At 42.9% G+C, this 26,638-nt stretch carries 21 protein-coding genes; 9 read left to right on the forward strand and 12 right to left on the reverse strand.

The genetic code is table 11. From position 1 onward, the window contains the following. The first annotated feature begins 39 nt into the window (after nt 1–39). Complete coding sequence (locus E1160_RS14845) at nt 40–873, forward strand: hypothetical protein (RefSeq protein ID WP_155156574.1); 834 nt, start codon at nt 40–42, stop codon at nt 871–873. Between the two features lie 59 nt (nt 874–932). On the opposite strand, the gene E1160_RS14850 is transcribed toward E1160_RS14845, so the two are convergent. Continuing rightward, nucleotides 933–1,697, reverse strand: coding sequence for an MOSC domain-containing protein (locus E1160_RS14850; protein WP_155156576.1), 765 nt, complete (start codon nt 1,695–1,697; stop codon nt 933–935). A gap of 144 nt (nt 1,698–1,841) precedes the next feature. On the opposite strand from E1160_RS14850, the gene E1160_RS14855 reads away from it, so the two are divergent. The 6 genes from E1160_RS14855 to E1160_RS14880 all read left to right on the forward strand — a co-directional run bounded on the left by E1160_RS14855 (nt 1,842) and on the right by E1160_RS14880 (nt 9,453). Further along, the gene (locus E1160_RS14855; protein ID WP_155156578.1) at nt 1,842–2,438 is read left to right on the forward strand and encodes a D-sedoheptulose 7-phosphate isomerase; all 597 of its coding nucleotides are present in this window, start codon (nt 1,842–1,844) and stop codon (nt 2,436–2,438) included. A gap of 178 nt (nt 2,439–2,616) precedes the next feature. Beyond that, nucleotides 2,617–5,370, forward strand: a complete 2,754-nt coding sequence (gene secA, locus E1160_RS14860; RefSeq protein ID WP_155156580.1) for a preprotein translocase subunit SecA — start codon at nt 2,617–2,619, stop codon at nt 5,368–5,370. Nucleotides 5,371–5,504: 134 nt separating this feature from the next. After that, nucleotides 5,505–6,158, forward strand: coding sequence for a NeuD/PglB/VioB family sugar acetyltransferase (locus tag E1160_RS14865; RefSeq protein WP_155156582.1), 654 nt, complete (start codon nt 5,505–5,507; stop codon nt 6,156–6,158). Nucleotides 6,159–6,284: 126 nt separating this feature from the next. Further along, on the forward strand, nt 6,285–7,358 hold the full coding sequence (locus tag E1160_RS14870) for an alcohol dehydrogenase family protein (RefSeq protein ID WP_155156584.1): 1,074 nt from the start codon (nt 6,285–6,287) through the stop codon (nt 7,356–7,358). A gap of 96 nt (nt 7,359–7,454) precedes the next feature. Next, a complete protein-coding gene (msrP, locus tag E1160_RS14875; RefSeq protein WP_328597167.1) occupies nt 7,455–8,438 on the forward strand; it encodes a protein-methionine-sulfoxide reductase catalytic subunit MsrP in 984 nt (327 codons plus the stop codon). A gap of 187 nt (nt 8,439–8,625) precedes the next feature. Beyond that, nucleotides 8,626–9,453, forward strand: a complete 828-nt coding sequence (locus tag E1160_RS14880) for a sulfite exporter TauE/SafE family protein (RefSeq protein WP_155156586.1) — start codon at nt 8,626–8,628, stop codon at nt 9,451–9,453. A 5-nt stretch (nt 9,454–9,458) separates the two neighbouring features. On the opposite strand, the gene E1160_RS14885 is transcribed toward E1160_RS14880, so the two are convergent. Beyond that, complete coding sequence (locus E1160_RS14885) at nt 9,459–9,974, reverse strand: PAS domain-containing protein (RefSeq protein WP_155156588.1); 516 nt, start codon at nt 9,972–9,974, stop codon at nt 9,459–9,461. 16 nt (nt 9,975–9,990) lie between these two features. Beyond that, nucleotides 9,991–11,715 (reverse strand): U32 family peptidase C-terminal domain-containing protein, encoded by a 1,725-nt coding sequence (locus E1160_RS14890; protein WP_235914172.1) that lies wholly within the window; start codon nt 11,713–11,715, stop codon nt 9,991–9,993. A gap of 389 nt (nt 11,716–12,104) precedes the next feature. On the opposite strand from E1160_RS14890, the gene E1160_RS14895 reads away from it, so the two are divergent. Then, a complete protein-coding gene (locus tag E1160_RS14895) occupies nt 12,105–13,982 on the forward strand; it encodes a DEAD/DEAH box helicase (RefSeq protein WP_155156590.1) in 1,878 nt (625 codons plus the stop codon). Between the two features lie 20 nt (nt 13,983–14,002). Here the strand turns inward: E1160_RS14895 and E1160_RS14900 are convergent, their stop codons facing one another. From E1160_RS14900 to E1160_RS14920, 5 genes are all read right to left on the reverse strand, one after another. Then, nucleotides 14,003–14,545 (reverse strand): PAS domain-containing protein, encoded by a 543-nt coding sequence (locus E1160_RS14900; RefSeq protein ID WP_155156592.1) that lies wholly within the window; start codon nt 14,543–14,545, stop codon nt 14,003–14,005. A 23-nt stretch (nt 14,546–14,568) separates the two neighbouring features. Next, complete coding sequence (locus tag E1160_RS14905; protein WP_155156593.1) at nt 14,569–15,132, reverse strand: DUF3035 domain-containing protein; 564 nt, start codon at nt 15,130–15,132, stop codon at nt 14,569–14,571. A gap of 66 nt (nt 15,133–15,198) precedes the next feature. Further along, complete coding sequence (gene lspA / locus E1160_RS14910; protein WP_235914173.1) at nt 15,199–15,738, reverse strand: signal peptidase II; 540 nt, start codon at nt 15,736–15,738, stop codon at nt 15,199–15,201. Nucleotides 15,739–15,743: 5 nt separating this feature from the next. Then, entirely contained in the window at nt 15,744–18,578 is a 2,835-nt protein-coding gene (ileS, locus tag E1160_RS14915) for an isoleucine--tRNA ligase (RefSeq protein WP_155156595.1), read from the reverse strand. Nucleotides 18,579–18,908: 330 nt separating this feature from the next. Further along, nucleotides 18,909–19,865: a bifunctional riboflavin kinase/FAD synthetase gene (locus tag E1160_RS14920; protein WP_155156597.1), complete on the reverse strand. Its 957-nt coding sequence runs from the start codon at nt 19,863–19,865 to the stop codon at nt 18,909–18,911. 172 nt (nt 19,866–20,037) lie between these two features. On the opposite strand from E1160_RS14920, the gene E1160_RS14925 reads away from it, so the two are divergent. After that, entirely contained in the window at nt 20,038–21,153 is a 1,116-nt protein-coding gene (locus E1160_RS14925) for a CobW family GTP-binding protein (RefSeq protein ID WP_155156599.1), read from the forward strand. A 74-nt stretch (nt 21,154–21,227) separates the two neighbouring features. Here E1160_RS14925 and E1160_RS14930 read toward each other — a convergent pair whose 3' ends face one another. The 4 genes from E1160_RS14930 to E1160_RS14945 form a co-directional block, all read right to left on the reverse strand. After that, nucleotides 21,228–21,656 (reverse strand): GlcG/HbpS family heme-binding protein, encoded by a 429-nt coding sequence (locus E1160_RS14930; RefSeq protein ID WP_155156601.1) that lies wholly within the window; start codon nt 21,654–21,656, stop codon nt 21,228–21,230. A gap of 123 nt (nt 21,657–21,779) precedes the next feature. Further along, the gene (locus tag E1160_RS14935; RefSeq protein WP_155156604.1) at nt 21,780–22,907 is read right to left on the reverse strand and encodes a hypothetical protein; all 1,128 of its coding nucleotides are present in this window, start codon (nt 22,905–22,907) and stop codon (nt 21,780–21,782) included. A gap of 109 nt (nt 22,908–23,016) precedes the next feature. Beyond that, on the reverse strand, nt 23,017–23,592 hold the full coding sequence (locus tag E1160_RS14940) for a sarcosine oxidase subunit gamma (RefSeq protein ID WP_155156605.1): 576 nt from the start codon (nt 23,590–23,592) through the stop codon (nt 23,017–23,019). A gap of 21 nt (nt 23,593–23,613) precedes the next feature. Beyond that, nucleotides 23,614–26,637, reverse strand: coding sequence for a sarcosine oxidase subunit alpha (locus tag E1160_RS14945; RefSeq protein ID WP_155156607.1), 3,024 nt, complete (start codon nt 26,635–26,637; stop codon nt 23,614–23,616). Nucleotide 26,638 lies beyond the last annotated feature (1 nt).

The following is a 26,638-nucleotide window of genomic DNA, read 5'->3' on the forward strand; positions in this document are numbered from 1 at the left end:
TTTGTAATAGCATCGGTATAAAATAGGACACAATTGAATATGGAAATCGACAATACTACATCACAGGTCAACGCACCTCTTATTGGGCAAAATATTCTGTCTATCGGCCAAGGGACTAATGCTTTAGATAAAGATAAAGATAAAGACGACGGATACGGGCCCGCGTTTAAAATCAATCTATCCAAAGAAGCACAGACCCTTTCACTAAAAGCATCTAAGAAGGATGAAAACAACCCGATTGCAGCAGAAGTAAATGCTATGCTGAAAGATGTTTTTAGCGGTGTTGCAGAAGTCTTATCATTTGCAAATGAGGCGGGCAAAGAAGGCGCCGCAGACATTAATAAAGCGGGTGAGGAATTTCAAGAAGAAGTCCTAAAAATAGCAAAAGAAAATAACGGAAAACCTCTAAACGAAGATCAGATCATTAAGATTTTAAATGCCGAGGAAAAGTTTCTGAAAACCGCGGATAAAGCATTCAGTTTTGATGACATTGAAGAAAATGGCTTAAACAATTTTGGGGCGTATGGAAGTGAAGGCAATTCGAATGATGGTGCAAACCAGTCACAAAACACCACTGATCGACAAGCTTCTGGAGCCGAAGGAAAACAGTTAAGCAAGCAAGAACTTGAGGCACAAGAAGCAGTAATAGCAGGTGCAGAATCATCAGGGGCAGCTGCAGGATCAGCTGCAAGTAAAAAAGCAAATGCAGCCGCAAAAGCACGTTTAGCAGTTCTTGAAGCACAAGTAAGAGCAAAGAAAATAGAACTTAAATCTGCGGAAAACTCTGAACAGACCACCTTAAAAAATGAAATTACTAAGTTGGAAACTGAGGTAAAAACCTTAAAAGAAAAACAAAAGGCCGATAAGGCTTAATCACGACAAAAAAATAGGCGGCTCCAATTTGAGCCGCCTTACCTTCTATATAGTTAAATTCACTCCGATATTAGAACATCCTGCCCTTTGACAATCGTACCAGCCTCAACCACCTTCGCATAAACGCCCATTTCCATATGATCAAAGCCTTGTCTCAGGCTTAAGGGAATATTCATATCAATCTCCCCCGTGCCTGGAACAACATTTGTTGCTGCACAGCGCCCAATCCCTTCGGTCACTTCTAAAACAGCATCACCAATTTTAAGTTGCTTTCCAAGCCAATTGCGTTCTCGCCATGCCTCGGCACCTTCAATATATAAATTTCCTCGAAAGCGAATTGGATCGATAGCTTTACGAATTACACGAGTTTCCAAATCATTCACACTTGCAAGGTTAATAATAGATACCCATTTCGTTGGTACATCTTGGAAAGAGCTGCCCTTTGGCGCTTCCACAATTCGAGGACGACCACGTGGGCCTTGCTCAACAAAACCAGATAGAAAAGTTTGTAATATATTTCGTCCCATCGCTTCATCGAGGCGCCCCTTGCTTATGGTGCGACCTTTACGCAAAATACTGACGGTACGAGTTGCTTCATCAAACGAAAGCCCTAATTGTGCCAGTTTCTCATCTTTTGCAAGTTGAAGAAAATTCTTCTTCGGCGCCCATTCTACAGCAGCAGGATCAACATCAGAAGCAGCATGAATAATGCCCCATTTACGGTCAAAAGGTAAGCCGCGCTCTGGCTCTAAGTCCGCGCTATCCATATAATCTGCAGCTAGTCCTTTTACCGGGAAGCGGCAGATGTCTTTTATCGTAATCATCGTGGTATCAACATTTTATTTTTATACTGCACTGCAACATACATGAGGTTAGACTTTTGTAAAAGCTAAAAAATATGAATGTATATCTAGCTCCTCTTGTATCAGTCCTTGCAGCCCCGTTTCGAAGCGACTACATTTGCGCCCATGACTGAACTCGATAATTTTTATAATAGCGAATTTGATGATCATGCAGCGGTAGTTGCAGCAACCAAAGACGCATGCCGTGATGGCTTTACACATATGTTAGCCGGTTGTGTTGCAGCCATAAGAGACGGCAACAAGATAATGTTCTTCGGCAATGGCGGTAGCGCAGGTGATGCTCAACATCTGGCAACAGAGCTTGCGGTCCGTTATGTGAAAGATCGTGCACCTATTGCTGCTATAGCCCTGACCACGGACACATCGAGCCTCACCGCAATTGGTAACGACATGGGATTTGACGCATTATTCGAACGTCAGGTCCAAGCAATTGGCAAGCCGGGAGATATTGCAATTGGTATCTCGACAAGTGGTAAAAGTGAAAATGTGAATCGCGCTTTAATCGCTGCTAAGAAAATGGGCATTCAGCCTATGGGCCTAAGTGGTCGCGATGGTGGTGCAATGATAGATTTATGCGACCCTTGCATCATTGTTCCTAGTCAAGTAACCGCCCGTATACAGGAAATGCATATTACTTTAGGGCAAATGTTATGTGGTGCCTTGGAAATTGAACTTGGTCTTGTTTCACCTAGCTCAGACTGATTTTTCATTCTATTTCCTCAAAACGACTGTTATTTGTCGATTCTTCAATAATTCAGGGTGACTTCGCATTGACAGGTCCGCTCTGGAACACTATCTCAAATTGTTCAGTTTTCTATGAACTTCACGAATTTGATTCGTATCTTAATTTAATTTCTTAATTACAAATGGGGCGCCTTCCATGATTGGCGGATTATTAAAAGCTGTTTTCGGGTCTACAAATGATCGCATCGTAAAAACACTGGCAAAAAAAGTTGAGCGTATTAATGCGCTCGAACCAGAAATGGAAAAACTGTCAGATGATGCACTGAAAGCAAAAACCGATGAATTCAAAACACTCCTGTCCGAAGGGACAAGTGAAGATGACATTCTGGTAGAAGCCTTTGCCGTTGTCCGGGAAGCCTCCAAACGCGTATTAGGTATGCGCCATTTTGATGTTCAGCTTGTAGGAGCCATGGTCCTTCATAGTGGTAAGATTTCCGAAATGCGTACAGGTGAAGGTAAAACACTTGTTGCGACCTTGGCGGTTTATCTAAATGCACTTTCGGGAAAAGGCGTGCATGTCGTTACTGTGAACGATTATTTGGCTGCACGTGATGCCCGTTGGATGGGACAGCTTTATAACTGGCTTGGACTAACAATCGGAATTGTCGTGCCGGGCATGGATGATGCCTCTCGCCAGGCATCCTATAATGCGGACATTACATATACCACCAATAATGAACTAGGCTTCGATTATCTGCGTGATAACCTAAAAACCAGTATCGAACAGATGGTACAACGCGATCCTAACTTCGTGATTGTTGACGAAGTAGACTCCATCTTGGTGGATGAAGCCCGTACGCCACTGATTATTTCTGGCCCAGCAGAGGATTCATCAGAAACATATGCCGCAGTTGATAAATTAATTCCGTTAATGCAAGAAGAACATTACGAAATTGATGAAAAAGCCAAAAACATCACGATGACAGATGAAGGTACAGAATTCATCGAAGGTGTCCTTCGAGATCAAACCGACCTTCTTAACGATGGTAATATGTATGATGTGGAAAATGTCAGTATCGTCCATCACGTCAATCAAGGTTTACGCGCTCATAAGCTTTTCACAAAAGACGTAGATTACATCGTTCAGAACAATAAAGTTGTCATTATTGATGAATTTACAGGCCGCATGATGGAAGGTCGCCGTTACGGTGATGGCCTTCATCAAGCAATCGAAGCCAAAGAAGGTGTGCAAATTCAAAATGAAAATCAGACATTAGCTTCTGTAACCTTCCAGAATTACTTCCGCATGTATCCAAAACTTGCTGGTATGACAGGTACTGCAATGACGGAAGCGGCAGAGTTCGAAGAAATTTATAACTTGCCGGTTGTAGAAATCCCAACAAATAAGCCAACAGAACGTAAAGATTATGATGACGAAGTGTATCGTACATCGCGTGAACGTGATAACGCTGTTATCTTACAGGTAAAAGAATGTGTTGAAAAAGGACAGCCTGTCCTAGTTGGTACGGCAAGTATTGAACGTTCCGAAGAACTTTCCGCTTTGATGAAAAAAGCCGGTATCAAACATGAAACCCTGAACGCACGCCAACATGAACGCGAAGCGCATATTATTGCTGATGCAGGTATTCGTGGTGCAGTCACATTGGCGACCAATATGGCTGGTCGTGGTACTGATATTCAGCTAGGTGGTAACCTTGAAATGCGTCTAGAACGTGAATTGGCTGATATTAAAGACGAAGCAAAACGCGACAAACATACCGAAGAAATTACCGCTGAAATCGAAGCAGAGAAAAAGCTGGTTTTGGAAAATGGTGGTTTATATGTCATTGGTACAGAACGTCATGAAAGTCGTCGTATCGATAACCAATTACGTGGTCGTTCTGGCCGTCAAGGTGACCCGGGTGCTTCCAAATTTTATGTATCTCTTGAAGATGACCTAATGCGCATCTTCGGATCAGATCGCATGGATGGCATGCTCCGTAAACTGGGTCTAGAAGATGGTGAAGCTATCATCCATCCTTGGGTAAATAAAGCATTAGAAAAAGCACAACAAAAAGTCGAAGCACGTAACTTTGAAGTACGTAAGCAGCTTTTGAAATTCGACGATGTGATGAATGATCAACGTAAAGTGATCTTCGAACAACGTAAGGATTTGATGCGCGCGGAAGATGTCAGCGACACTATTGCCGATATGCGTGCTGAAGTCCTAGAGGATATGGTTAATCGCTGTATGCCTGCTGGTTCCATGCATGATCAATGGGACTTGGATGCATTACATGAAGAATGTATGCGCCTTTTCAGTATGGATATTCCTGTCCAAGAATGGGGCAATGAAGAAGGCATCGCGAACGAAGAGATGCTAGATCGCATTTCAACCGCTGTTAATAAGAAGATGGCAGAGAAAGCGGCAAATTATGGCCCTGAAATCATGCGGGCTGCGGAAAAATCCTTCTTGCTGCAAATCCTTGATCACCAATGGAAAGATCATTTATTACAACTAGATCACCTGCGTCAGGGTATTGGCCTTCGTGCATATGCGCAGCGTGATCCATTAAATGAATATAAACAGGAAAGTTTTAACCTGTTTGAGAACATGCTGGATAAGCTACGTGAACATGTTACACAATTCTTGTCTCATGTGGAATTCCGCACAGAACCAACACCGGAAGAAGCAGCAGCTGAGCAAGAACAACGTCAAGCTTCTGCATCTGCCGCTCAAGTCAATCAGGCTGGTGGTACAGCAACAGCTGGCGGCCAAGCTAGTCAATATGCATCTTTAGATGAAGCACCTGATGGCTGGGTGGAACATGCTGCTACAGGGCGTATTCTTGACCCTGAAAATGAAGAAACATGGGGAAAAGTTCCACGCAATGCGGAATGCCCTTGTGGATCGGGCAAAAAATACAAACATTGCCACGGCAAGGCATAACAAGTAAAACCGCAAAGTAAACACTTTGCGGTTTTCTTTTTTTATTGCCCCATTTTCGATCTTTGGCAATAATACCCTAGAACGTATTGATGTATTTAGACATTCAAGTCAGAGTTCGGAAAGGATAGGCAATCATGCCAAAGAAGCATAAGCCCCTTATTATCCTCGGCGCAGGTGCTGGCATTAGCTCTATACTCAGCATAGCCTATGCCCGAAATTATGTGGTTTCTAGACTGGTAGACCCACGCCTTGCAGGGGAAAGTAAATATGACGTACCCATCAAAGCTGATTTCCAAGATGTAGATCCAGATGAATATTATTTTGCGATCGGTGTAGGAGATAACACCCGTCGTGAAAAAATCTATCAGGAAACTTCCGCCAATTATCCTGAACTTGTCTTTTTGCCGTTAATCCATCCAAGTGCGGTCATTTCACAAGGTGCAAAAATTGGTGAAGGTACGATCATTATGCCAAATGTTGTGGTTGGTGCGCAATGTGATATTGGCCAATTCTGTATGTTAAATACAATGTCATCAATTGATCATGACGGGGTCATGGCTGACTTTTCATCCCTTGCCCCCGGCGCAATCTTAGCAGGACAAGTTACACTTGGCCCAAGAAGCAACATTGCTATAGGCGCTAAAGTTAAACATAGCGTAACTATTGGTGCGAATACAGTGATCGGCGCCAACAGTTATGTTCATAATGATATGGAAAACAATGTGGTGGCTTATGGCACGCCCGCACGAGTGATTAGAGCTCGCAGTAAAGATGATCCTTATTTATAAACAATAAGTTAACGACCTATATCGATTTTTCACTATTTCCCATCGAAATAATTCATTGCGTATTTCGATACATCTCGCCTTATAATTTCAAGAGCTAAATAAAACATATTGCTTAAGGAAGAAAAAATGAGCGAAGTAATGAAAGGCGTATACCTGACAGGCCATGGGGGTTTTGACAAACTTGAATATCGTAATGATATTCCTAAACCTGTGCCTAATCCAGATGAAGTTCTTGTCAAAATCGGTGCCGTTGCAGTCAACAATACTGACATTAACACGCGTGTCGGATGGTATTCCAAAGCTAATACGGGTGATACCGCTTCTATATCTTCAAGTGAAAATAGCAATTCTGCGGATTCAGATGATGCCTCATGGGGCGGTGATGCCCTTTCCTTCCCACGCATACAAGGCATTGATATTGCCGGTGAGATTGTTGCTGTTGGTTCAGGCACCGATGCAGATCGTATTGGATCACGTGTTTTGGTGGCCCCGTGCCTACCGGGAAAAACAATCAATGAAACTCGTTTTGTTGGATCTGAGTTAGATGGTGGTTTTGCCGAATATGTGGTGATCCCTTCCATCCATGTATTGGATATCAATTCAAATATGACGGATGCAGAGCTTGCCAGTTTCCCATGTTCTTACACTACGGCTGAAAATATGTTGGAACGCGCAAAAGTCTCGGCAGGCGAGAAAGTATTAATTACGGGCGCATCCGGTGGCGTAGGGTCAGCAGCCGTTCAGCTGGCAAAACGCCGTGGGGCGCATGTGATCGCAGTGGCGGGCGCTGCTAAAAAAGATGAAGTTATGGATGCAGGTGCGACAGAATTCTTTGATAGAGGTACAAATCTAATTGAAGCGCTAGGCACGGAAATCGTAGATGTCGTTATCGATGTTGTCGGCGGCAATAGTTGGCCCGACCTGCTTGAAATCTTAAAACGGAAAGGGCGTTACGCTGTTGCTGGTGCAATCGCGGGGCCGATGGTGGAACTGGATTTAAGAACCTTATATCTAAAAGATTTAACTTTGATTGGTGCCACAGCCCTAGAAGACTGCGTTTTCCCAAATTTAATTTCCTATATTGAACAACGTGAAATAAAACCATTGATCGCCAAGGAATATCCTCTATCTGACATTGTTCAGGCGCAAAAAGATTTCCTTGAGAAAAAACATACAGGAAAACTGGTTTTAATTCCTTAATCCTAGTTTCTAACACGCTGATCACATCTGTTTGATTTGGTTGTTATAGCTAAATCCTGCTATGTATAGATCTCCTAAAACATAGCAGGATTATTTATGATGCTGATTAAGAAGAACCGTGGATGGGATATTAAAGAATGCCATCTCACAGATGAAAGTCATTTCCGTAATCGCCGTAATTTAATTAAAGGTTTGGCTGCGGGATCAATTCTTGCTGCAGGCGGCGGCTCTTTACTTGGTAGCACATCAGCTTTGGCAAATGCACCATCACCGCATCCAATTGAGGATTTATTCCCATCAAAGCTTAATCCTGCCTATCCTCTTGATCGTGAATTAACTTTAGAAAAATACGCGACCAGTTACTGTAATTTCTATGAGTTTGGCAGCAGCAAAAACATCACCGATGAAGCCCAGGCCATGAAGCTAGAACCATGGACAATCACCTTTGATGGCATGGTCGAAAATGAAAAAAAAGTCGACGTATATGACTTGATCCGTCAAATGCCGATGGAAGAACGTACCTATCGTCATCGCTGTGTAGAAGCTTGGTCCATGGCTGTTCCTTGGACAGGCTTTGCGATGAAATCCCTCATTGATTTTGCAAAACCGTTATCCGGCGCGAAATATGTGCGTATGGAAACATTAGAAGATAAAGACACCATGCCTGGTCTATCTGCATTCTGGTACCCGTGGCCTTATGTGGAAGGTTTAACCATTGAAGAAGCAACCAACGACCTTACTTTTATGGCGACAGGCATTTACGGTAAACCAATGCCAAAACAAAATGGTGCTCCAATTCGCTTGGTAACACCATGGAAATACGGCTTCAAATCTATTAAGTCCATTGTTCGCATTACTTTCACTGACGAACGACCTGTCAGTTACTGGGAAGAAATCCAAGCATCAGAATATGGTTTCTGGGCAAATGTTAATCCGGATGTACCGCATCCACGCTGGCCACAATCACATGAGCGCGTATTGGGTACAAACCAGCGCGTCCCAACCATGCTTTATAATGGATATGGCGACTATGTAGCCGATATGTATAAAAACATAAAAAATGAAAAGTTATTTATGTAGAATAATTTTTCCTTTCAATACGTTTCATATCAATTTTTGAGGGCTTTGTTACGGTGCTGTCCTATCGTATCCTGCAAGCATCCCTTTATGCAGGATGTAATAATGCCCTCAACTTTCCCTTGCTAAATTTGTGATAAAAGCCACAATACCTTCTTAATAAATATCAATGAATTAGGGATGAGTTCCAATGGAAGGCTTGTTAACAGCTGAAACACTTTATCTTGCCTTGGGCATGCTTGCTTGCGGTGCTGTTGCCGGTGTTCTTGCTGGTTTATTGGGCGTAGGTGGCGGAATTGTTATCGTCCCGGTTTTATATACGACGCTCGGCTTCCTTAATATTGACCCTGACATCCAAATGCATATTGCGGTTGGTACGTCTCTTGCGACGATCATACCAACATCCATTTCGTCATCGCGTGCCCATCATAAACGTGGCGCCGTTGATTTCAGTCTTATAAAAATATGGGCCATTTCTATTGTCATTGGTGCTATTATTGGGATAGCGGTTGCCGGTCAGGTTAAAAGTCCGACACTAACAGCTGTCTTCGCTGTTATTGCTCTTATCGTCGCTTTAAATATGTTAACCAACCCCAATGGCAAGGCGATTTGGCAAAGCTTACCCGATAAACTGGTCGCACAACCGATCGCAGCGGCTGTTGGTGGTTTCTCTGTCCTCATGGGCATTGGTGGAGGTACTTTAAGTGTTCCAATCCTGACCCTGTTCAACTTTCCAATTCATAGGGCAGTCGGCACAGCCGCTTTATTTGGCTTGCTCATAAGTTTACCCGGAACGATTGGTTTTATTTATAACGGTTGGGGACATCCAAGCCTTCCAGCAGCAAGCCTAGGATATGTAAACCTCATCGGTTTAGCGCTTATTTCACCAGTAACAATGCTTTTTGCGCCACTTGGCGCTAAAATCGCCCATAGTATTAGTAAAAAAGCATTACGGATCGCTTTTGGGATTTTCCTACTCTTAACAAGTATACGTATGTTTTCCGGAAAATTGTTTTAAATAGCCTAACGGCCCTGATAGTCCCGGCCATCCCGCGCGTAGCGGACTGTGGCATAGACAATAACCATATCAGGATTCTTATGATCCTTCGCTAATGGTAAAAAAAGACATTCATCTAAAAGATGCATGTCTTTGTGGTCCATAACTTCATTATGTTCATAGAGAAATTTTCCGGTATTTAAGACGAGGTTATAATTATCTATCGCGGGATGTTCATTGGTCGCTAAATGCCCTTGGGCAACCAATCGCCCCGTGGGATCTTCTCCCCGCATCTCAACTTCCATGGTACCGACTAAACGATAACGAAGCTCACCGTCTTCGTTTTTATCAACCAAGGTTATACCCGGTAAAAAAGAGATCATCTCTTCAGGCGTAATATCCTGACGACCAGGCATTCCGTCTTCAGGCTGCTTGCTTTGCCAATATTCATAGAAAGCTTTAATTTTGGGATGGCAATATGTCAAAAAGCTCTCATCCTGACGTTGGTGATCCTTAATCAGTCTTTGAACAACGTTCGACATATTTACCTTTCCTAAATTATTCTGCGGCAGATACCTGCTCTATAGATTGATCTGATAAAGTAAGATCTTCTTTCATATCTCGATCAAACATTTCGCCCTGCTTCTTTTGCTTTAGTAACATACGAGCTTTTTCATAAATAGGATCATTCCAGAAAATCATACAACCATTACAACCTTTACCGCAACAGCCTTCTGTACCCATGCGCGGGGTTTTAAGCTTACGGTCTTTACTGCGATCCTTAATGGATGTGCGGAGTTGTTCAGCGCGTTTTTCGTATGTGCTTTCTTTACCAAGGCCCGCTTCCATCATACGGACTTCATAATCCACCTTCATACGATCCCATTGATCTTGGGTCAAAGGACGTTCTTTACGCAAGATAGTCATAACGGGGAAATTCTTTTTCAAATTTTCCAAATTTTCTTCATGGAACAATGAAAAAGGAATACGAATTTGTGGTTTTTTGCCCGGTTGCACAACTTCTACGGTTTCACCACTACGAATATCTTCAAATTCATACATGCGGATCATCATAGGGTCTTGTTGATACGGCGACATGAATTCAAGAACTTCACCTTTGGTAAGTTTATTCTTAATATCCACGATAAATGCATCATCGCGTACTTCTATTATCTGGCCTGCATATTCGTAATCACCGATATTCTGATTATCATCATAGGCGTGGGAGTAATTTGTTAAGCGACCTTCATGAAACGCCAGAGTATAGCCACGGTTTGGTACCGCTGTTAATTCATCCAAATATTTCTTCGGGTTCCAGTTCTCGGGATCATCATACCAATCATCAATCGCCATGCGATAAGCACGTGCCACCATACCTGCATAATATGCAGATTTACCACGTCCCTCGACTTTTAAACTATCCACGCCAATTTTTAGATAATCATCCAGCTTCGGCATGATACAAAGATCACGTGAATTCAGGATATATGATCCACGTGCATCTTCTTCCAATGGCATCAATTCACCTTGGCGATAATCTTCTTCCAAGAAGAATTCAAACTTATCCATCTCTTCTTCGGACAGCTCCAATTCTTTTAAGGTACCATCTTTAAGGCGGATATGAACTTTATACCCCCAGCGGCAACTATTCGCACAAGCTCCTTGGTTTGCTCCGCGCTCTGCCATAAAGTTTGATAACAAACAACGACCTGAATAGGTCATGCACATGGAGCCATGTACGAATGCTTCCAGTTTAATATCTGGACATTTCTCGCGGATCTCTGTTAGCTCTTCGTAAGAAACCTCACGACCAAGAACTGCCAACTTTGCCCCAATATCTTGCCAGAACTTCACCGACTGCCAGCTACAAATATTTGCCTGTGTAGAAACATGAAGTTCAAGTTCTGGTGCTTTTTCCTTCACAAACATGAAGACGCCTGGATCAGCAACAATCAAACCATCTGGATTTACCTGACGAACTGTCTCAATATATTCATCAAGCTTATTGATGTCTTTGTTATGCGAAAACAGATTAAGCGTTAGATAGACGCGTTTCCCACGGGCATGGGCAAATTCTACACCTTCAATCACATCTTCCAGCGTCACACTTGATTTAGTGCGCAAAGACATATCAGGTGTTCCCATATAAACCGCATCCGCGCCATATAGAATTGCTACCTTCAGCTTCTCTAGAGAGCCGGCAGGCATAAGTAATTCCGAACGTCGTCCGGTTGCAGTTTGGTATGTTGTTTGTTTATCAGAAACAGCTTTCATGTCAGCCATGGTCGATCCATCTGTACTTAAATTATTATCCACTTTTTTGTGAGTGGGCTTTCTATACCCTTATATAGCATGAAATTGCAAGTTTTCTCATAGAAAACGAAGAATTCTGGCTATGCAAAGCTGCTATGCAGCGAATGCAACTTGACTTGACCTGAAAAAACCTTCATTACCTGCGCCACCGAAAAAACATTCCGTGATTGCGCATAGAGGGTCGGCGACCAAACGCTGTAAAGAAATGCCCCTTAATCCGAATGCTGGTTTTAAATATTGATACTTCGTCACCCACGAGTGCGCCTGGTTGAACGACAAACTGACAAACTAACAATAAAGTTGCTGTGGAATTCGCTACGGCCCAATTCTGTCTTTGTCATATACTTAAGGATGAGCCCGTGAGCCATACGAATTTTGACGAATTCGGTCTGGATGACCGAATTCTACGTGCCCTTGCAGAAACCGGACATGAAGTCCCAACCCCAATCCAATCGCAAGCTATTCCAATGCTATTAGAAGGCAAAGATCTTCTTGCAGTTGCTCAAACAGGTACAGGTAAAACTGCCGCGTTTGCGATCCCAACAATCCAGTTACTTTCTGAAAAACCAATTAAAGTTGGACCAAATGAAGTTCGTGCCTTGATCTTGGCACCAACCCGTGAGCTAGCTGAACAAATTCATAAAAACATGCGTATCTATGCGAACCATTTCCGCATGAAGCATGTTGTTGTTTATGGTGGGACAACCTATCGTTTCCAAATTCAGGCAATGAAAAAAGGTGCAGACATTCTTGTGGCAACACCAGGTCGTTTAAAAGATTTGTTGGAACGTGGTGTTGTTAACTTAAACTTCCTTGAATTATTGATTCTTGATGAAGCTGACCGCATGTTAGACATGGGCTTCATCCATGACATCCGCCAATTGATTGAGCATATGCCGGAAGAACGTCAATCCTTACTCTTCTCTGCAACCATGCCGCCAAAAGTAAAAGAACTTGGTGCAAGCTTGCTGCAAAATCCTGAATCTATCGAAATCACACCGGAATCTACACCTGTAGATCGTATCACTCAAAAAGTGATGTTTGTAAGTGCAACTGACAAACTAAACTTACTTATGAAGATCTTCAAAGAGCAAAAAGAAGAATTAGAACGCGTTATTATCTTCACAAAGACAAAGTGGAAAGCGGATAAAGTTGCGGCTCACCTAGATCGTTCTGGCACACCATCTGAAGCTATTCATGGTGATAAGAAGCAAGCAAAACGCCAACGTGTTTTGAATGCCTTCCAGAAAGGTAGAATTAAAGTACTCGTCGCAACAGATGTCGCCGCACGCGGTATTGATGTTAGTAACATTACTCATGTGATTAACTTTGAACTACCAATGGAGCCAGAAAACTACGTCCATCGTATTGGCCGTACCGCCCGTGCGGGCACCACAGGTCATGCTATTGCATTTTGTGACAAGGCCGAAAAAGGCATCTTGAATTCCATTGAACGTATTATGAATATGAAGCTGGATGTGGATGAAAATCATGATTTTCATGACGAGACAGCTGCAAATTCTGGCCGTAAGAAAGATGGTGGACGTTCTCGTAACTCCCGTCCTTCAAAAGGCGGCGCGAAGAAAGAGCGTTGGAGCAAAGATCGCAAACAAGATCGCGCAGCTGCAAAAGATGCTCGTGCAAAAAGAGACCGCAAAAAAGCATCTGAAGATCAAGGTTTCTTTGATAATCCTTCTTCATATCAGGACAACGAAAAGAAACGCAGTCCGTTTAAGAAAGAACGTAGTTTTGATCGTGGACAAGATCGTGACGAACGAAAAGGTCGTAATGATGGCGGTGATCGCCAAGATCGTCGTGAACGCCGTGATCGTGACGACTATCCTGTACGCGGCGGACGTTTTAACCGTGATGAACGCAATGATCGCAGCGGAGACCGAAAATCTCGTGGAGATAGACCACGTCGTGACAATCGTGAAGACCGTTTTGATCATAAAGAAAAAAGTGATTTTAAACGCAAAGATTCCAACCGTGGAGACCGCAAAGATTTCCGTGACAAAAATGACTTTGACCGTCCTTCACGTGATGATCGTAAAACACGTGATCGCAAAAACGATGATCGTAAATGGACAAAAAAATCACGTGGTAAAAATGCGTCTGCTAAACCAGCATCTGACAGAAGCAAAGATATGCATAAAACATCCAAGCCACGTAAAGGACCAAGCAAGATGGATAGCGGTGGTGATCAACCACTCTTCAGAGGTCGCCCTAAGCGCTAAATATGAAAAGGGGAAGTTCTTTAACTTCCCCTTTTTAAATTCAATACATTTTGCCGCTTAGAAAAATCAGTGTAAGTTACACATAAGATGACATTAACCAATTGATCATCATCGGATAATGGCAGCATTACATATTCAAGATTTCTTACATATTTAGTGGAACGATGGGATGGTTTGCCATGATACCAGATAGGAATACCATCTTGGGCAACCATACGCATATTCATGTAACCAAGACTGTTATAAAAATCTTCTTCGATTTCATCCAAAAACTGCCCCGTTTTATCTTGTCCAACTTTTTCAACGATTTCTGTACCAGATAAGCGCACACGAAAACGCAACGGATTGTCATGAAATACATCTAACATCCATATACGAGGCATAAATTTTAGTAGGTCTGTGGGGTCTATATCTGCCCGAGAGGGAAAATTCCGTTTACCTTTACAAGACAACCAATACGCATAGAAATCTTTAATATCATCGCACATAAATTCCGTGGCATCCATTAAAGGGATTTCGGCTTTATTTATAAATTCAACCGGAATGTCCGGCGCGGTTAGCATGTAATCTCCTCATAAAAAGAGAATTAGAATAAAGAATTTTCACCTTCACGAATAATCATTGGTGTATCGCCTTCGGTCACAGGACGTCCAAGACCTGCATTCTCGCTTAGACGCGCATCTTCCGCTTCAGGGTCAACGATAATGCCTGGTTCTTTAGTTTTCCAGAACATGAAATCATCAACGAAACTCTCGTTAGCACGGGCCAAAGCATCTGATTCAGAATCAATCACGTCACGGATATCAGCTTTCGCGCCAACGGCCCCTGCTTCTTCAAGCATCGCAAATTCACCAGCATCGAACTGTGCTTGCACATTCGCTGCTGTTTTCCGTTTTTCACGACTACTTTGCAAACCAAACAAAGCGGCTTCGGCTTGACCTTTCACACGATCTTCTTCCGCTCGTTTGTCACGTGGATCAGGTGGACGCAAACCAAAATCAGGTGGCAATACCAACGGTGCACGTGTTGCAACCGCAAATTCGTCCGGTGCTTCTTTCTCTAGCCCTAGAACTTTACCTACGCTGCCACCACATGCCGTTAATAAGCTTAAACCAGCGGTTAAAAAAATTGATCTGACTAATACAGACATACCTGCATCCTTACCATTAATCTACCATGTAATATATGGCGATTCTTTTCTCATCGATCAAGCAATTTAAGCTGCTTCATCCTTTTTGACAATAAAGCCTTCTAGCAAAACAAGAATGGCGCCTACCGTAATCGCGCAATCGGAAATATTAAACGCTGGCCAATGATAATTTCCTACAAAAAAATCAAGAAAATCAAAAACCGCCCCAAATCGTATACGATCCATTATATTGCCGACAGCCCCCCCCAAAATTAGGCCTAAACTAAACGCAAGAAATCTATTATTTGCCTTTGTAAGCCAAACCATCATCCCAACTGCGATTGCGCTTGTAACAATAACCAATATCCATCTGGTCATATCCGCGGAGTTACTAAACAAACCAAAGCTGACGCCTTGGTTCCAAACCGTCACCAAATTGAAAAATGGCAGAAGCTCAATGCGATCTACCCAAGGAAAACCTTGCTGAGGTGGCCAGAAGGATAAATTGAATACGCCTTCCAGCATCCACCATTTACTCACCTGGTCGGCAACTGCGCAAATCACAGCTACCGTTAATCCCAGTTTCATAAATGGATATTTATCTGCCAATGTTTCACTTTCAGACAAAGGTCTTACTCCGCAGCGGCTAAATGAGATGTCGCTTCATCACAACGGTTACAAATAATATGTTCTTCTGTTATTTCTGGTAAAACTTTCCAGCAGCGCTCACATTTGCCGCCTTCAGCTTCCTTGGCAACAACACCAACACCTTCAACATCATCAAGCTTAAAGGCATCAGCAGAAACATCACCTGTTTCAATTGTGATATCTGATGTAATAGAAACTTCAGCCATATCAACATCAGACAAAATTGTCGCAATTTCTTCAGACACAGTCACAACAGGTGCCGCTTGCAAAGAAGATCCAATACGTTTTTCTGCACGTTCGATTTCTAATGCACCAAGAATAACTCTGCGTACATCACGGATTTTTGCCCATTTAGCTGCAAGATCTGCGTCATTCCAAGAAACCGGTGTTTCCGGGAATTGTTGTAGATGAACAGAGTTTTCCATGCTGTCACCATAACGTTCCAACCATGCTTCTTCAGTTGTGAAAGTTAAGATCGGCGCCATCCAGACAGCTAAACGGTTAAAAATCTCATCCAGAACAGTTAACGCAGCTAAACGTTTAGGATCATCTGATGCATCGCAATAAAGATTATCTTTACGAATATCGAAATAGAAAGAAGACAAATCGATCGCACAAAAGTCATGCAAGGCACGATACATTTTATGGAAATCATATTTATTACATGCTTCACGTACCAATATATCCAACTCTTGCAGACGATGAAGAACCCAACGTTCCAACTCTGGCATATCTTCTACAGCGACACGTTTGGAGGCATCATAATGCGCCATATTCCCCAACAACCAGCGGAAGGTATTACGGAAACGACGATAGTAATCTGCCAATTGTTTCAATGTGCCCTTACCGATACGCAAATCCATTGTGTAATCTTCGGAAACCACCCAAAGACGTAAGATATCCGCACCATATTGGTCATTCACTTCTTGTGGTGTTGTCACGTTCCCCAAGGATTTAGACATTTTCATGCCTTTTTCATCCAATACGAAACCATGAGTTAACACAGCATCATATGGCGCACGATCCCGTGTTCCACAGCCAACAAGTAAAGAGGAATGGAACCAGCCACGATGTTGGTCAGAACCTTCCAGATATAAATCTGCAGGCCATTTTAATTCATCACGACCTTCCAATACGAAGGCATGTGTAGAACCGGAATCAAACCATACATCCACGACGTCTTTTACTTGTTCAAAATCATCTGCGTTATATTGATTGCCCAAGAATTCTTGTGGATCACGAGAGAACCACGCATCTGCGCCTTCTTCTTCATAGGCCGCAAAAATACGATCGAGAACTTCCTGATCACGTAATGGTTCACCTGTTTGCTTGCTCACAAAAATTGGCAAAGGTACACCCCATGCACGTTGGCGGGATACACACCAATCAGGGCGGTTAGCAATCATGCTATGTAAACGATTACGACCTGTTTCAGGGAAGAAAGACGTATCATCAATCGCTTTCAACGCCTTCTCACGCAAGTCATTTGTTTCCATAGATACAAACCACTGTGGTGTATTACGGAAAATCAATGGTGCTTTGGAACGCCAACTATGCGGATAGCTATGGCGAATATTTTCTTTCGCCATCAAACATTTTCGCATTGCCAATTCACGCATGACAGCACCATTGGCTGTCCCTGTTTTACCATCACTTGTATAGGTACTTTCACCTGCAAAAATCGGCACGGATGGGTAATAGGTACCATCTTCGGCCACGGTATCTGGAATTGGCATACCATGCTTAATTGTCAATAATTCATAGTCATCTGCACCATGGCCCGGTGCACAATGCACAAATCCGGAACCTTGTTCCGTGGTAACAAATTCAGCTGCCAATACAGGCACGTCATATGGATAGCCTGCATCATGGAATGGGTGATGACAAATAGTTGCTTCCAAACTTTCAGCAGAAACAGATTGCAGATGCTTCCACTCAGCCACTTTGAAACGGCCCTGAACATCTTCTGCCATCGCATCTGCAACAACAATCTTCTGTCCCACTTCCGTTGCAGAACCTTCTTCCGCTTCAACCACTTCATATAGGCTATAGTTGATATGTGGACCAAAGGCGATACCGCGGTTTGCAGGGATGGTCCAAGGTGTTGTTGTCCAGATCACGATAGACGCATCTTCCAATGCCGGCTCGCCCGCTTTCTTAATCGGGAAACGTACAAAGATAGTTGTGGATTTATGTTCTTTATATTCAACTTCCGCCTCAGCCAAAGCTGTTTTCTCAACAACAGACCACATAACGGGTTTGGAGCCTTTATAAAGGCTACCATTCATCAAGAATTTGCCTAACTCACGGGCAATCTGTGCTTCCGCTTTGAAAGACATAGTATTGTAGTAATTATCCCAATCACCAAATACACCTAGACGTTTGAATTCTTCCCGTTGCGTATTGATCCACTCACCTGCAAATTCACGGCATTGCTTACGAAACTCGTTAATATCAACTTCGTCTTTGTCTAAGCCTTTTTCGCGATATTGTTCTTCGATTTTCCATTCAATCGGCAAACCGTGACAATCCCAACCAGGTACATACAAAGAATCTTTCCCCATAAATTGTTGAGAACGAACGATAATATCTTTCAAAATTTTGTTTAACGCATGACCGATATGCAAATGACCATTCGCATATGGAGGGCCGTCGTGAAGAACAAATTTCTCATTGCCTTTGGATTGTTCGCGTTGCTTTTGCCATAGGCCTTGATCTTCCCAACGTTTCAACATGACAGGTTCTGCTTTTGGCAAACCTGCACGCATTGGGAAATCAGTTTCTGGAAGGGCGATAGTATCTTTATAATCGACGGTCATGTCTCTTAATCCTGAAAGGCGCATCTGTTGGATTTCATGCGCAATAATCTAAATCTTTTCGAAATGGAAAGAGGCGAAATCTAGCTGTTTAGCAGATGTTTCAGCCTGTGGTCGTTACGGGTATTCGGAAAGTTCGAAACCACTGGAACGCCAAAATCCCGGTTCTTCCTCACATCCAGGTGCAGGAAGCCGGGCCAATAATTCGTATGCCAATCGGGCGCATAAATCCGATCTCTTTTACATCAGTAAATCTCATGGGCGCGACTTTATGCAGTCTCACCGCTTGGGTCAAGTAAACATCGGAAAAAAGCAGGAATGACAGGAAAAATTCTAAGCCCCAGCCGCGCGGGTCAGCAAAATACGTCGTGCGGTTTCGCTATCGATGGCAATTTGCGCTTTTAACTCATCCACGCCGTTAAATTTCTGTTCAGCACGAATAAATTCGATCAAGGCAACACGAACGGCTTTACCATATAAATCACGATCAAAGTCAAATACATGAACTTCCAAAAGTTCTGTCAAACCGTCAACCGTTGGCCTTTTACCCAGATTGGCAACGCCATCAAACCATTCAACGTCACCATCCACTTCAACACCTAGGCGCACGGCATAGACACCATATTTTGGTCGAATATATTCCCCAAGGGATAGGTTCGCTGTTGGGAAACCAATAGTGCGGCCTAATTGAGCTCCTTTATTTACATGAGCTTCAATTTCAAACGGACGACCAAGAATAGCAGCGGCCCAACCCGGTTGCCCTTCACGTAAGTAATCACGAATAATGGTCGAAGAATAAACTTCATCATCTGCACTGGATTGCGGATCAACTGCAGTGACACCAAAACCGCCCTTTTCCTTACCAAAGGCAGTCATCATGTCGGCATTACCAACACGGCCTTTGCCAAAGCAAAAATCATAACCAACAACTACATGTTTGGCTTTTAAACCATCAACGATCACCTGTTGTAAAAATTCTTCCGCAGTCAGTTCTGAAAAGTTTTCGTCAAAATTTAAAACAAATAAACTATCAACGTTTAAAGCTTCTATATGATGCACTTTATTACGCATTGGCGTTAGGCGGAACGGATCTTGATCCGGCTTAAAATATTGACGCGGATGTGGTTCAAAACTCATCACCTGCAACGGTGCGTCAAGATCACGTGCAAGTGCAGCCGCCATGCCGATAACAGCCTGGTGCCCACGATGTACCCCATCAAAATTTCCAAGAACCACGACGCCGCCTTGATGATCTGGCGGGGTGGTATCGTAATGCCTAAATAATTTCATGAGGCTAACATACTTGTTACGTCCCAATGCGCAAGGCTATTTTCGAAATAGCTTATTGAATAAGATCATGATTATTTATCATAACTGTTTAGTCAATAAACCGCTGGCAGTCTTTGGTATTTTTCGCTAAGACAGCTTAAATATTTTAGACTTGTTGCATCAGGAAATAGTCATGACCGACAATACACAAGAAACAGAACAAGAAATCGAACGTCTTCCGATTACCATCCTCACAGGTTTTCTAGGAAGTGGCAAAACCACCCTTTTAAAAAACCTGTTGCAACAAGATGACATGGCAAACACCGCCGTGGTAATTAATGAATTTGGTGAAGTGGGTCTTGATCATATGTTGGTCGAAACTGCGACCGAAGATATGATTGTGATGGATAGTGGCTGTTTATGCTGTACCATCCGTGGAGACTTGATCGAAACACTTCGTCGTTTATTGAAGCAACGTTGGAATGGTGAAATTCCAAAATTCGACCGTTTGATGATTGAAACCACAGGTCTAGCTGATCCAGCGCCAATTTTACATACCATTATTACCGATGCGGTGATTTCCCATCGTTATCGTTTGGATGGTGTTGTAACCTGTGTTGATGCAATGAATGCAATGGATCAGATGGATAAACAACCAGAAGCCGTGAAACAGGCAGCTGTGGCCGATAAGCTTTTGCTCACAAAAACAGACCTGGTCAAAGATGAAGCTGCATTAAATAATCTTGAGATACGTCTAAAAGATATCAATCCAGCCGCAACTGTGACCAAGCCTATCCAAGGTAAAGTTGCGGCAAGTGAACTTACAGGTTTTGGTTTATTCGATCCAGCAACAAAGACATCCGATGTCAAAGCATGGATGAAAGAGGAAGCCTATAAGGAAGAGCATGACCACCACCATCATGACCATCATCATGGGCATGGGCATGGTCATGGGCCTGGGCACGATCATGACCACGGACATCACCATCACGATGTGAACCGGCATGGTGACGGCATTAAGGCCTTTGTCTTTGAATATGATGAACCAATTAAATGGGACAGCTTTGTCGATTGGATGGAAAGTATGCTGGCGACCCATGGGGCAAACTTGCTTCGCATGAAAGGCATCTTAAATGTGATTGAGGCGGAAGGTCCTGTTGTGGTGCATGGCGTACAACATGTATTCCACCCACCTGCGCAGCTAGAAAAATGGCCGGACGATAATCGTAAATCACGTCTGGTGATGATCACGCGTAATATCAACAAAGAACCAATCGAAGCCACCTTTAAAAGCTTTATGGCGATGTAATATCCTGTAAGGTCCAGAAACAAAAAAGCCTGCAATCATTTGCAGGCTTTTATTTTTGTTAGTCGGTTTGGAGATTAAGCTTCCAAGCTTGCCAAGAAATGGTCAATCCCCGCTTGGGCACATTCCATATCCTGTTGTGGGGTACCGGAACTCAAACCGATACCCCCAACGACTTCGCCATTCACGGAAACAGGTAAACCGCCACCGACAACACAGAGACGACCGCCGATTGCTGTGTGAATACCGAAGGCTAAACTGCCCGGTTTACAGACTTCGTTATATTCATGGGTCGCTTTGCGTGCGGCTGCCGCCGTATAGGCTTTATCACCCGCAATAATCGCGCTAGTTACCTTACCGCCATTCATACGTTCAAAAGCAATTGGATTGCCAGATTCATCAACGATGGAAATACACATCGGCACCCCAATCTCGTTAGCTTTATTGCGCGCACCTTCGATCAATACATAAGCATCTTCAATAGATAAACGGTTCACTGTTAACATTTGTTATTCCTGTTTAAAAACTTGCAAATCATTATATTTAAAAACGTTTTATATGATTTTGCTTTCAAATGATAATCTCAATTCTTGGAAAGTCTTTCTAAAATTATATGAACGACAGCTTAATCAATTAATATCTATAAGCACCTCTGTTGAAGCGGGATACCAATCATATTCACTCGTAATCTTTAAACGGGTCGGACATAACTGATCTATCATTTCATTCAAACTGTTTAAAATTACATTACGCATGTCATCATCATAGAAGACCAAAATTTGATTTTTTGATTTATTTTTTTCAATTTCAGTCAATTGTTCCAATGAGCAGAAATCTCCGGCTTCAAAATCGATCCTGATATCTATCACTTCACCTAATGAAATAGTAAAAAAAGCATCTAAGATTTCAGCGTCAGGAAAATAAAACGACTCAATGAAAAATTTGTACTTAAAATCTTTGAGCTTTTTTTGCCCCTTCAAACTAACCAATACCTCATAAAACTTTTTCTCATGTAATTTTGCTATCTTCTCATCACTTAAGAATGTTGGTTTTACTTTCTCTAGTAAATCTAAAGCCTTAGCCCGTGACATATTTTCAAATGTCAAAATGATCCATGAATCCAGAAAATTCAATGGATTTAGAGATTCGTTAGTTTGAATATGATGGTTTGAACCTTCCTCCAGATCATGAATAAACCAAGAACCACTTAATTCTATGACCGCAGTATCCAAGCCACCATATAATGTAGTGACCTCATATTTTTTCTGCACTTCTCTCAACTTATTTTCCATACGAGAAAAAATTTCGTCGTTGGAATATCCACGAAAATAAAAAAAACTTACATCATCCCCCTTGAAGGAAAATTCAACGTTACGAGCATTTTCATAAACTTCTAAAATTAAGAGCACATCCTCAATATAAGTCCTATTAAACTCAATAAAGTCGAGCTGAATCATAACAGTAAACTCAGCCTGTGCGGTTTCGAAGTTTTTATATATATCATTCACAGGATATCGAATAGGAACATCATGATAATGAAACTGAAAAAGATCTTCAGCGACAGCTTTTAAATTCACATCAAATTCTTTTAGGAAAGAACATAAATCCCTAGATTTTATATCTTGAAACGTGATCTGAAGTAGATCATCACTGGCTTTGAGTTTTGGATCTTGGATGCGTGCGTCGTATTTTAGAAGCTTTTCAGCATATTGTGATTCAAACAAGCACCTCAACGTAGTTTTCAATAACTGAAACATATTCCTTCCCCTTAGCGAACATGAATTCGTCGTCCTATTTTAATCATAAAAAAAGGACGTTGAAATCTCAACGTCCTTTTTAAATTCTATTCAAGCTTCAAAATTCGGATTAACCAAACTCACGGGAAGCTTCAACAAAGTAGTTCCATAGATATTCGGCGAAGGAAATACGCACGTTTATATCATATGTTGGCTCTTCATCACGTTGCACCATGAAGATAGTTGCATGGGCAAAACGTGTGCCTGTGCAGTTACCCGCTTTAAATTTGCTTGGGTGCAAATCTAACGGGGAACCTTTTTTCAGCACTTCACGTGCTGCCGGACCGGAAAGGCGCATGGATGCGTAATAGTCAGATACGTTTACAACCTGACTTGGGGTTTCGCCCAATTTCTCACGCAATGCTGTTTCCAATGCCACTTCACCATCTTCAGGTGTCATGATCATCCATTCATCTGGGCCCATCCAATAGATGGAATATGTTTCGCCTTCGTTGAATGTCAAAGCTGTTGTTGGAATTTCAACACCAGTTACATCTTTAACCGCCATTACGAAATCTTTGTTGTCGGAGTCACCACGAATGATGACTTTGCCGACAAAACCATTGCTGGTTAGTTTTACGTTACCACCAACCGGACCTGCCAAGCCGTCCAGAGGGCTAACTTTTTTGATTGCTGTTTCAACCATTATTAATTCCTCCAGAACGTCTTAGGACGGTTCGCCATCGATACGTTTATTCTCCTTATCGAAGAAAATCGGATCGGTGATTGTTACTTTATGTGCCTTACCGCTCATAGTTGGAACCATGAAAGATTGACCTTTCAAGTTCTTACCGTCACGGATCAACGCCATCGCAATAGAACGACCACAGTTAGGCGACATGTAACTGGATGTTACGTGACCTAACATGTCCATAGGTGGTTTATCTTTCAACTCACGAACCAGATGCGCCCCTTCCATCAGAACCACATTCGGATCTTCGGTTAGAACACCAACCAATTGCTTACGGTCTGTACGGGCTGTATCGGTACGTGTGAAGGAACGGCGACCAAGGAAGTCACCTTTCTTCTTGGAGACGATCCAGTCCATATCAAGGTCCATAGGTGTGACAGAGCCATCTGTATCTTGACCTGCAATGATAAAGCCTTTTTCCGCACGAAGAACGTGCATGGTTTCAGTACCATATTGGCAGATATCAAATTCTTCACCAGCTTCCAACAAAGCATCCCATACATGCAAGCCATAGCGTGCAGGTACATTGATCTCGTAAGAAAGCTCACCTGTAAAGGAAATACGATAGATACGTGCTGGCACACCTGCGATATGACATTCTTTCATAGCCATGAACGGGAATGCTTCCGCAGATAGATCAATATCTACTAATTTCTCAAGAACCTTACGGGATTTAGGACCGTTCAAGATGGACACTGCCCATTGTTCTGTCACGGAAGTCGCATAAACATCCCAATCAGGATATTCAGTTTGAATCCATTCCTCAATCCAGTTCGCCACACGACCAGCGCCACCTGTTGTGGTTGTCATGTGATAGTGGTTTTCGCCAATGCATGTGGTCACACCATCATCGAATACCATGCCATGCTCATTACACATCAAGCCGTAACGACATTTGCCTGGTGCCAGTTTGCTCCATGCATTTGTGTAAAGAAGGTTCAATAGACGAGACGCATCTTTACCCTGAATGTCCAATTTACCCAATGTGGAACCATCCATGATACCTACGCTATCACGAACCGCTTTACATTCACGTTGAACAGCCGCATGCATATCTTCGCCCGCTTTCGGGAAATAGTATGGACGTTTCCAGTCACCTACATCCTCATAAATCGCGCCATTGCGATCATGGGCAGAATGCATTGGTGTTTTACGTGCTTGCAAGAATAGATCTTCGACATCATGACCAGCAATCGCACCGAATGTTACTGGTACGAATGGTGGGCGGAATGTTGTTGTTCCAACTTGTGGAATAGACACGCCACGGATTTGCGCCATGATTGCGATCGCGTTTACGTTGGATGTCTTACCTTGGTCGGTACCCATACCTGTTGTGGTATAGCGTTTTAAATGCTCAACAGAGATATAACCTTCACGTGCTGCCAAGTGGATGTCAGCAACTGTGGAGTCGTTTTGGAATTCGTGGAAATGTTTCTTGCCACGAGCCAAAGGACGATCCATCGGGATATACCACAATGTACGCATGTCACCATGTTCAACTTCTGGTGCGGATGGTGTTGCAGGTACAGATTGACCTTCACCAAAACCAGCAGCTTGTGCCGCTTTCAAACCAGCTTCAAGACCTTCGGACAATGCGCCTTCTAAAGTAAATGTACCGTTACAAGATCCAACGGAATAGTTATCCCACTGGCAATGATCAGGCACAAAGCTTGTTAGCTCTTCATCATAACGTAATTTACCACGTGCTTGAGAGAACAAGTTCACTGCAGGGTTCCAACCGGAAGACATCGCAACCACATCACAACCGATATGGAATTTTGTGCCTTTCACGCCGTCACCAGCTTCGTTCAGCTCCATAACTTCCACGCCTTTTAGACGACGGTAGCCTTTAGTCCCAACGATCGCAGCATTTGTATGGATTGTGATATCCAAACTACGTGCTTGTTCAACCAATGGGCCTTTTGGATCAACACGTGTGTCAACGATTTCAACACGACCACCATTTGCAAAAGCATCTAGGGCTGTTTTATACGCGCTGTCATTGTTAGTGAAGACAACCATGTCTTTACCCGGTAATACACCATAACGGTTGATATATGTGCGAACTGCAGATGCCAACATCACGCCTGGACGGTCATTGTCACCAAACAACATTGGACGTTCGAAAGAACCAGATGCCAAAACAACTTGTTTTGCACGGATTTTCCAGAAACGCTGACGTGGTGTGTCATTGCTGTCTTGTGGACCAAGATGGTCAGTGATTTTCTCCATCGCTGTGATGAAATTATGGTCAAAGTAGCCGATAACCGCTGTACGGTTCAAAATGGTTACTTCTTCCATTTCTTTCAATTCAGCCAACGCGGCATCAACCCAGTCCATTGCTGGTTTGCCATCGATTTCCGCGCCATGATCAGATAGTAAAGAACCACCGAATTCATTTTGTTCATCAATCAAGATTACACGCGCGCCTGTGCGCCCTGCTGTCAAAGCAGCAGATAGACCAGCAGGACCACCGCCTGCGATCAACACGTCACAATATTCGTGTTTCACAGCATATGTATCTGGATCGCCTTCTTCAGGCGCAACACCCATACCAGCAGAGGCACGAATAATTTCCTCATATTTCATCCACATGGATTTTGGCCACATGAATGTTTTATAGTAGAAACCAGCCGGGAAGAAACGGGATAGTTTGTTGTTGATACCACCAATGTCAAAGTTCAAAGACGGCCAGCAGTTTTGGCTAGACGCTTCAAGACCATCAAACATTTCAACAACTGTTGCACGTGTATTTGGATCAGAACGCTTACCGGAACCAATAGTTACGATTGCGTTTGGCTCTTCAGAACCTGCAGACAAAACACCACGTGGACGGTGATATTTAAAGGAACGACCCATTAGGTGCACGTTGTTTGCCAACAATGCAGAAGCCAATGTATCGCCTTCAAAGCCTTGGAAGGTTTTTCCATCAAATGTGAAAGAAACCGGTTTATTGCGATCAATACGACCGCCAGTTTTAATACGGTTAGACTGGCTCATT

This window comes from Curvivirga aplysinae (assembly GCF_009711445.1).
Taxonomy (GTDB): Bacteria; Pseudomonadota; Alphaproteobacteria; order UBA8366; family Aestuariispiraceae; genus Curvivirga; species Curvivirga aplysinae.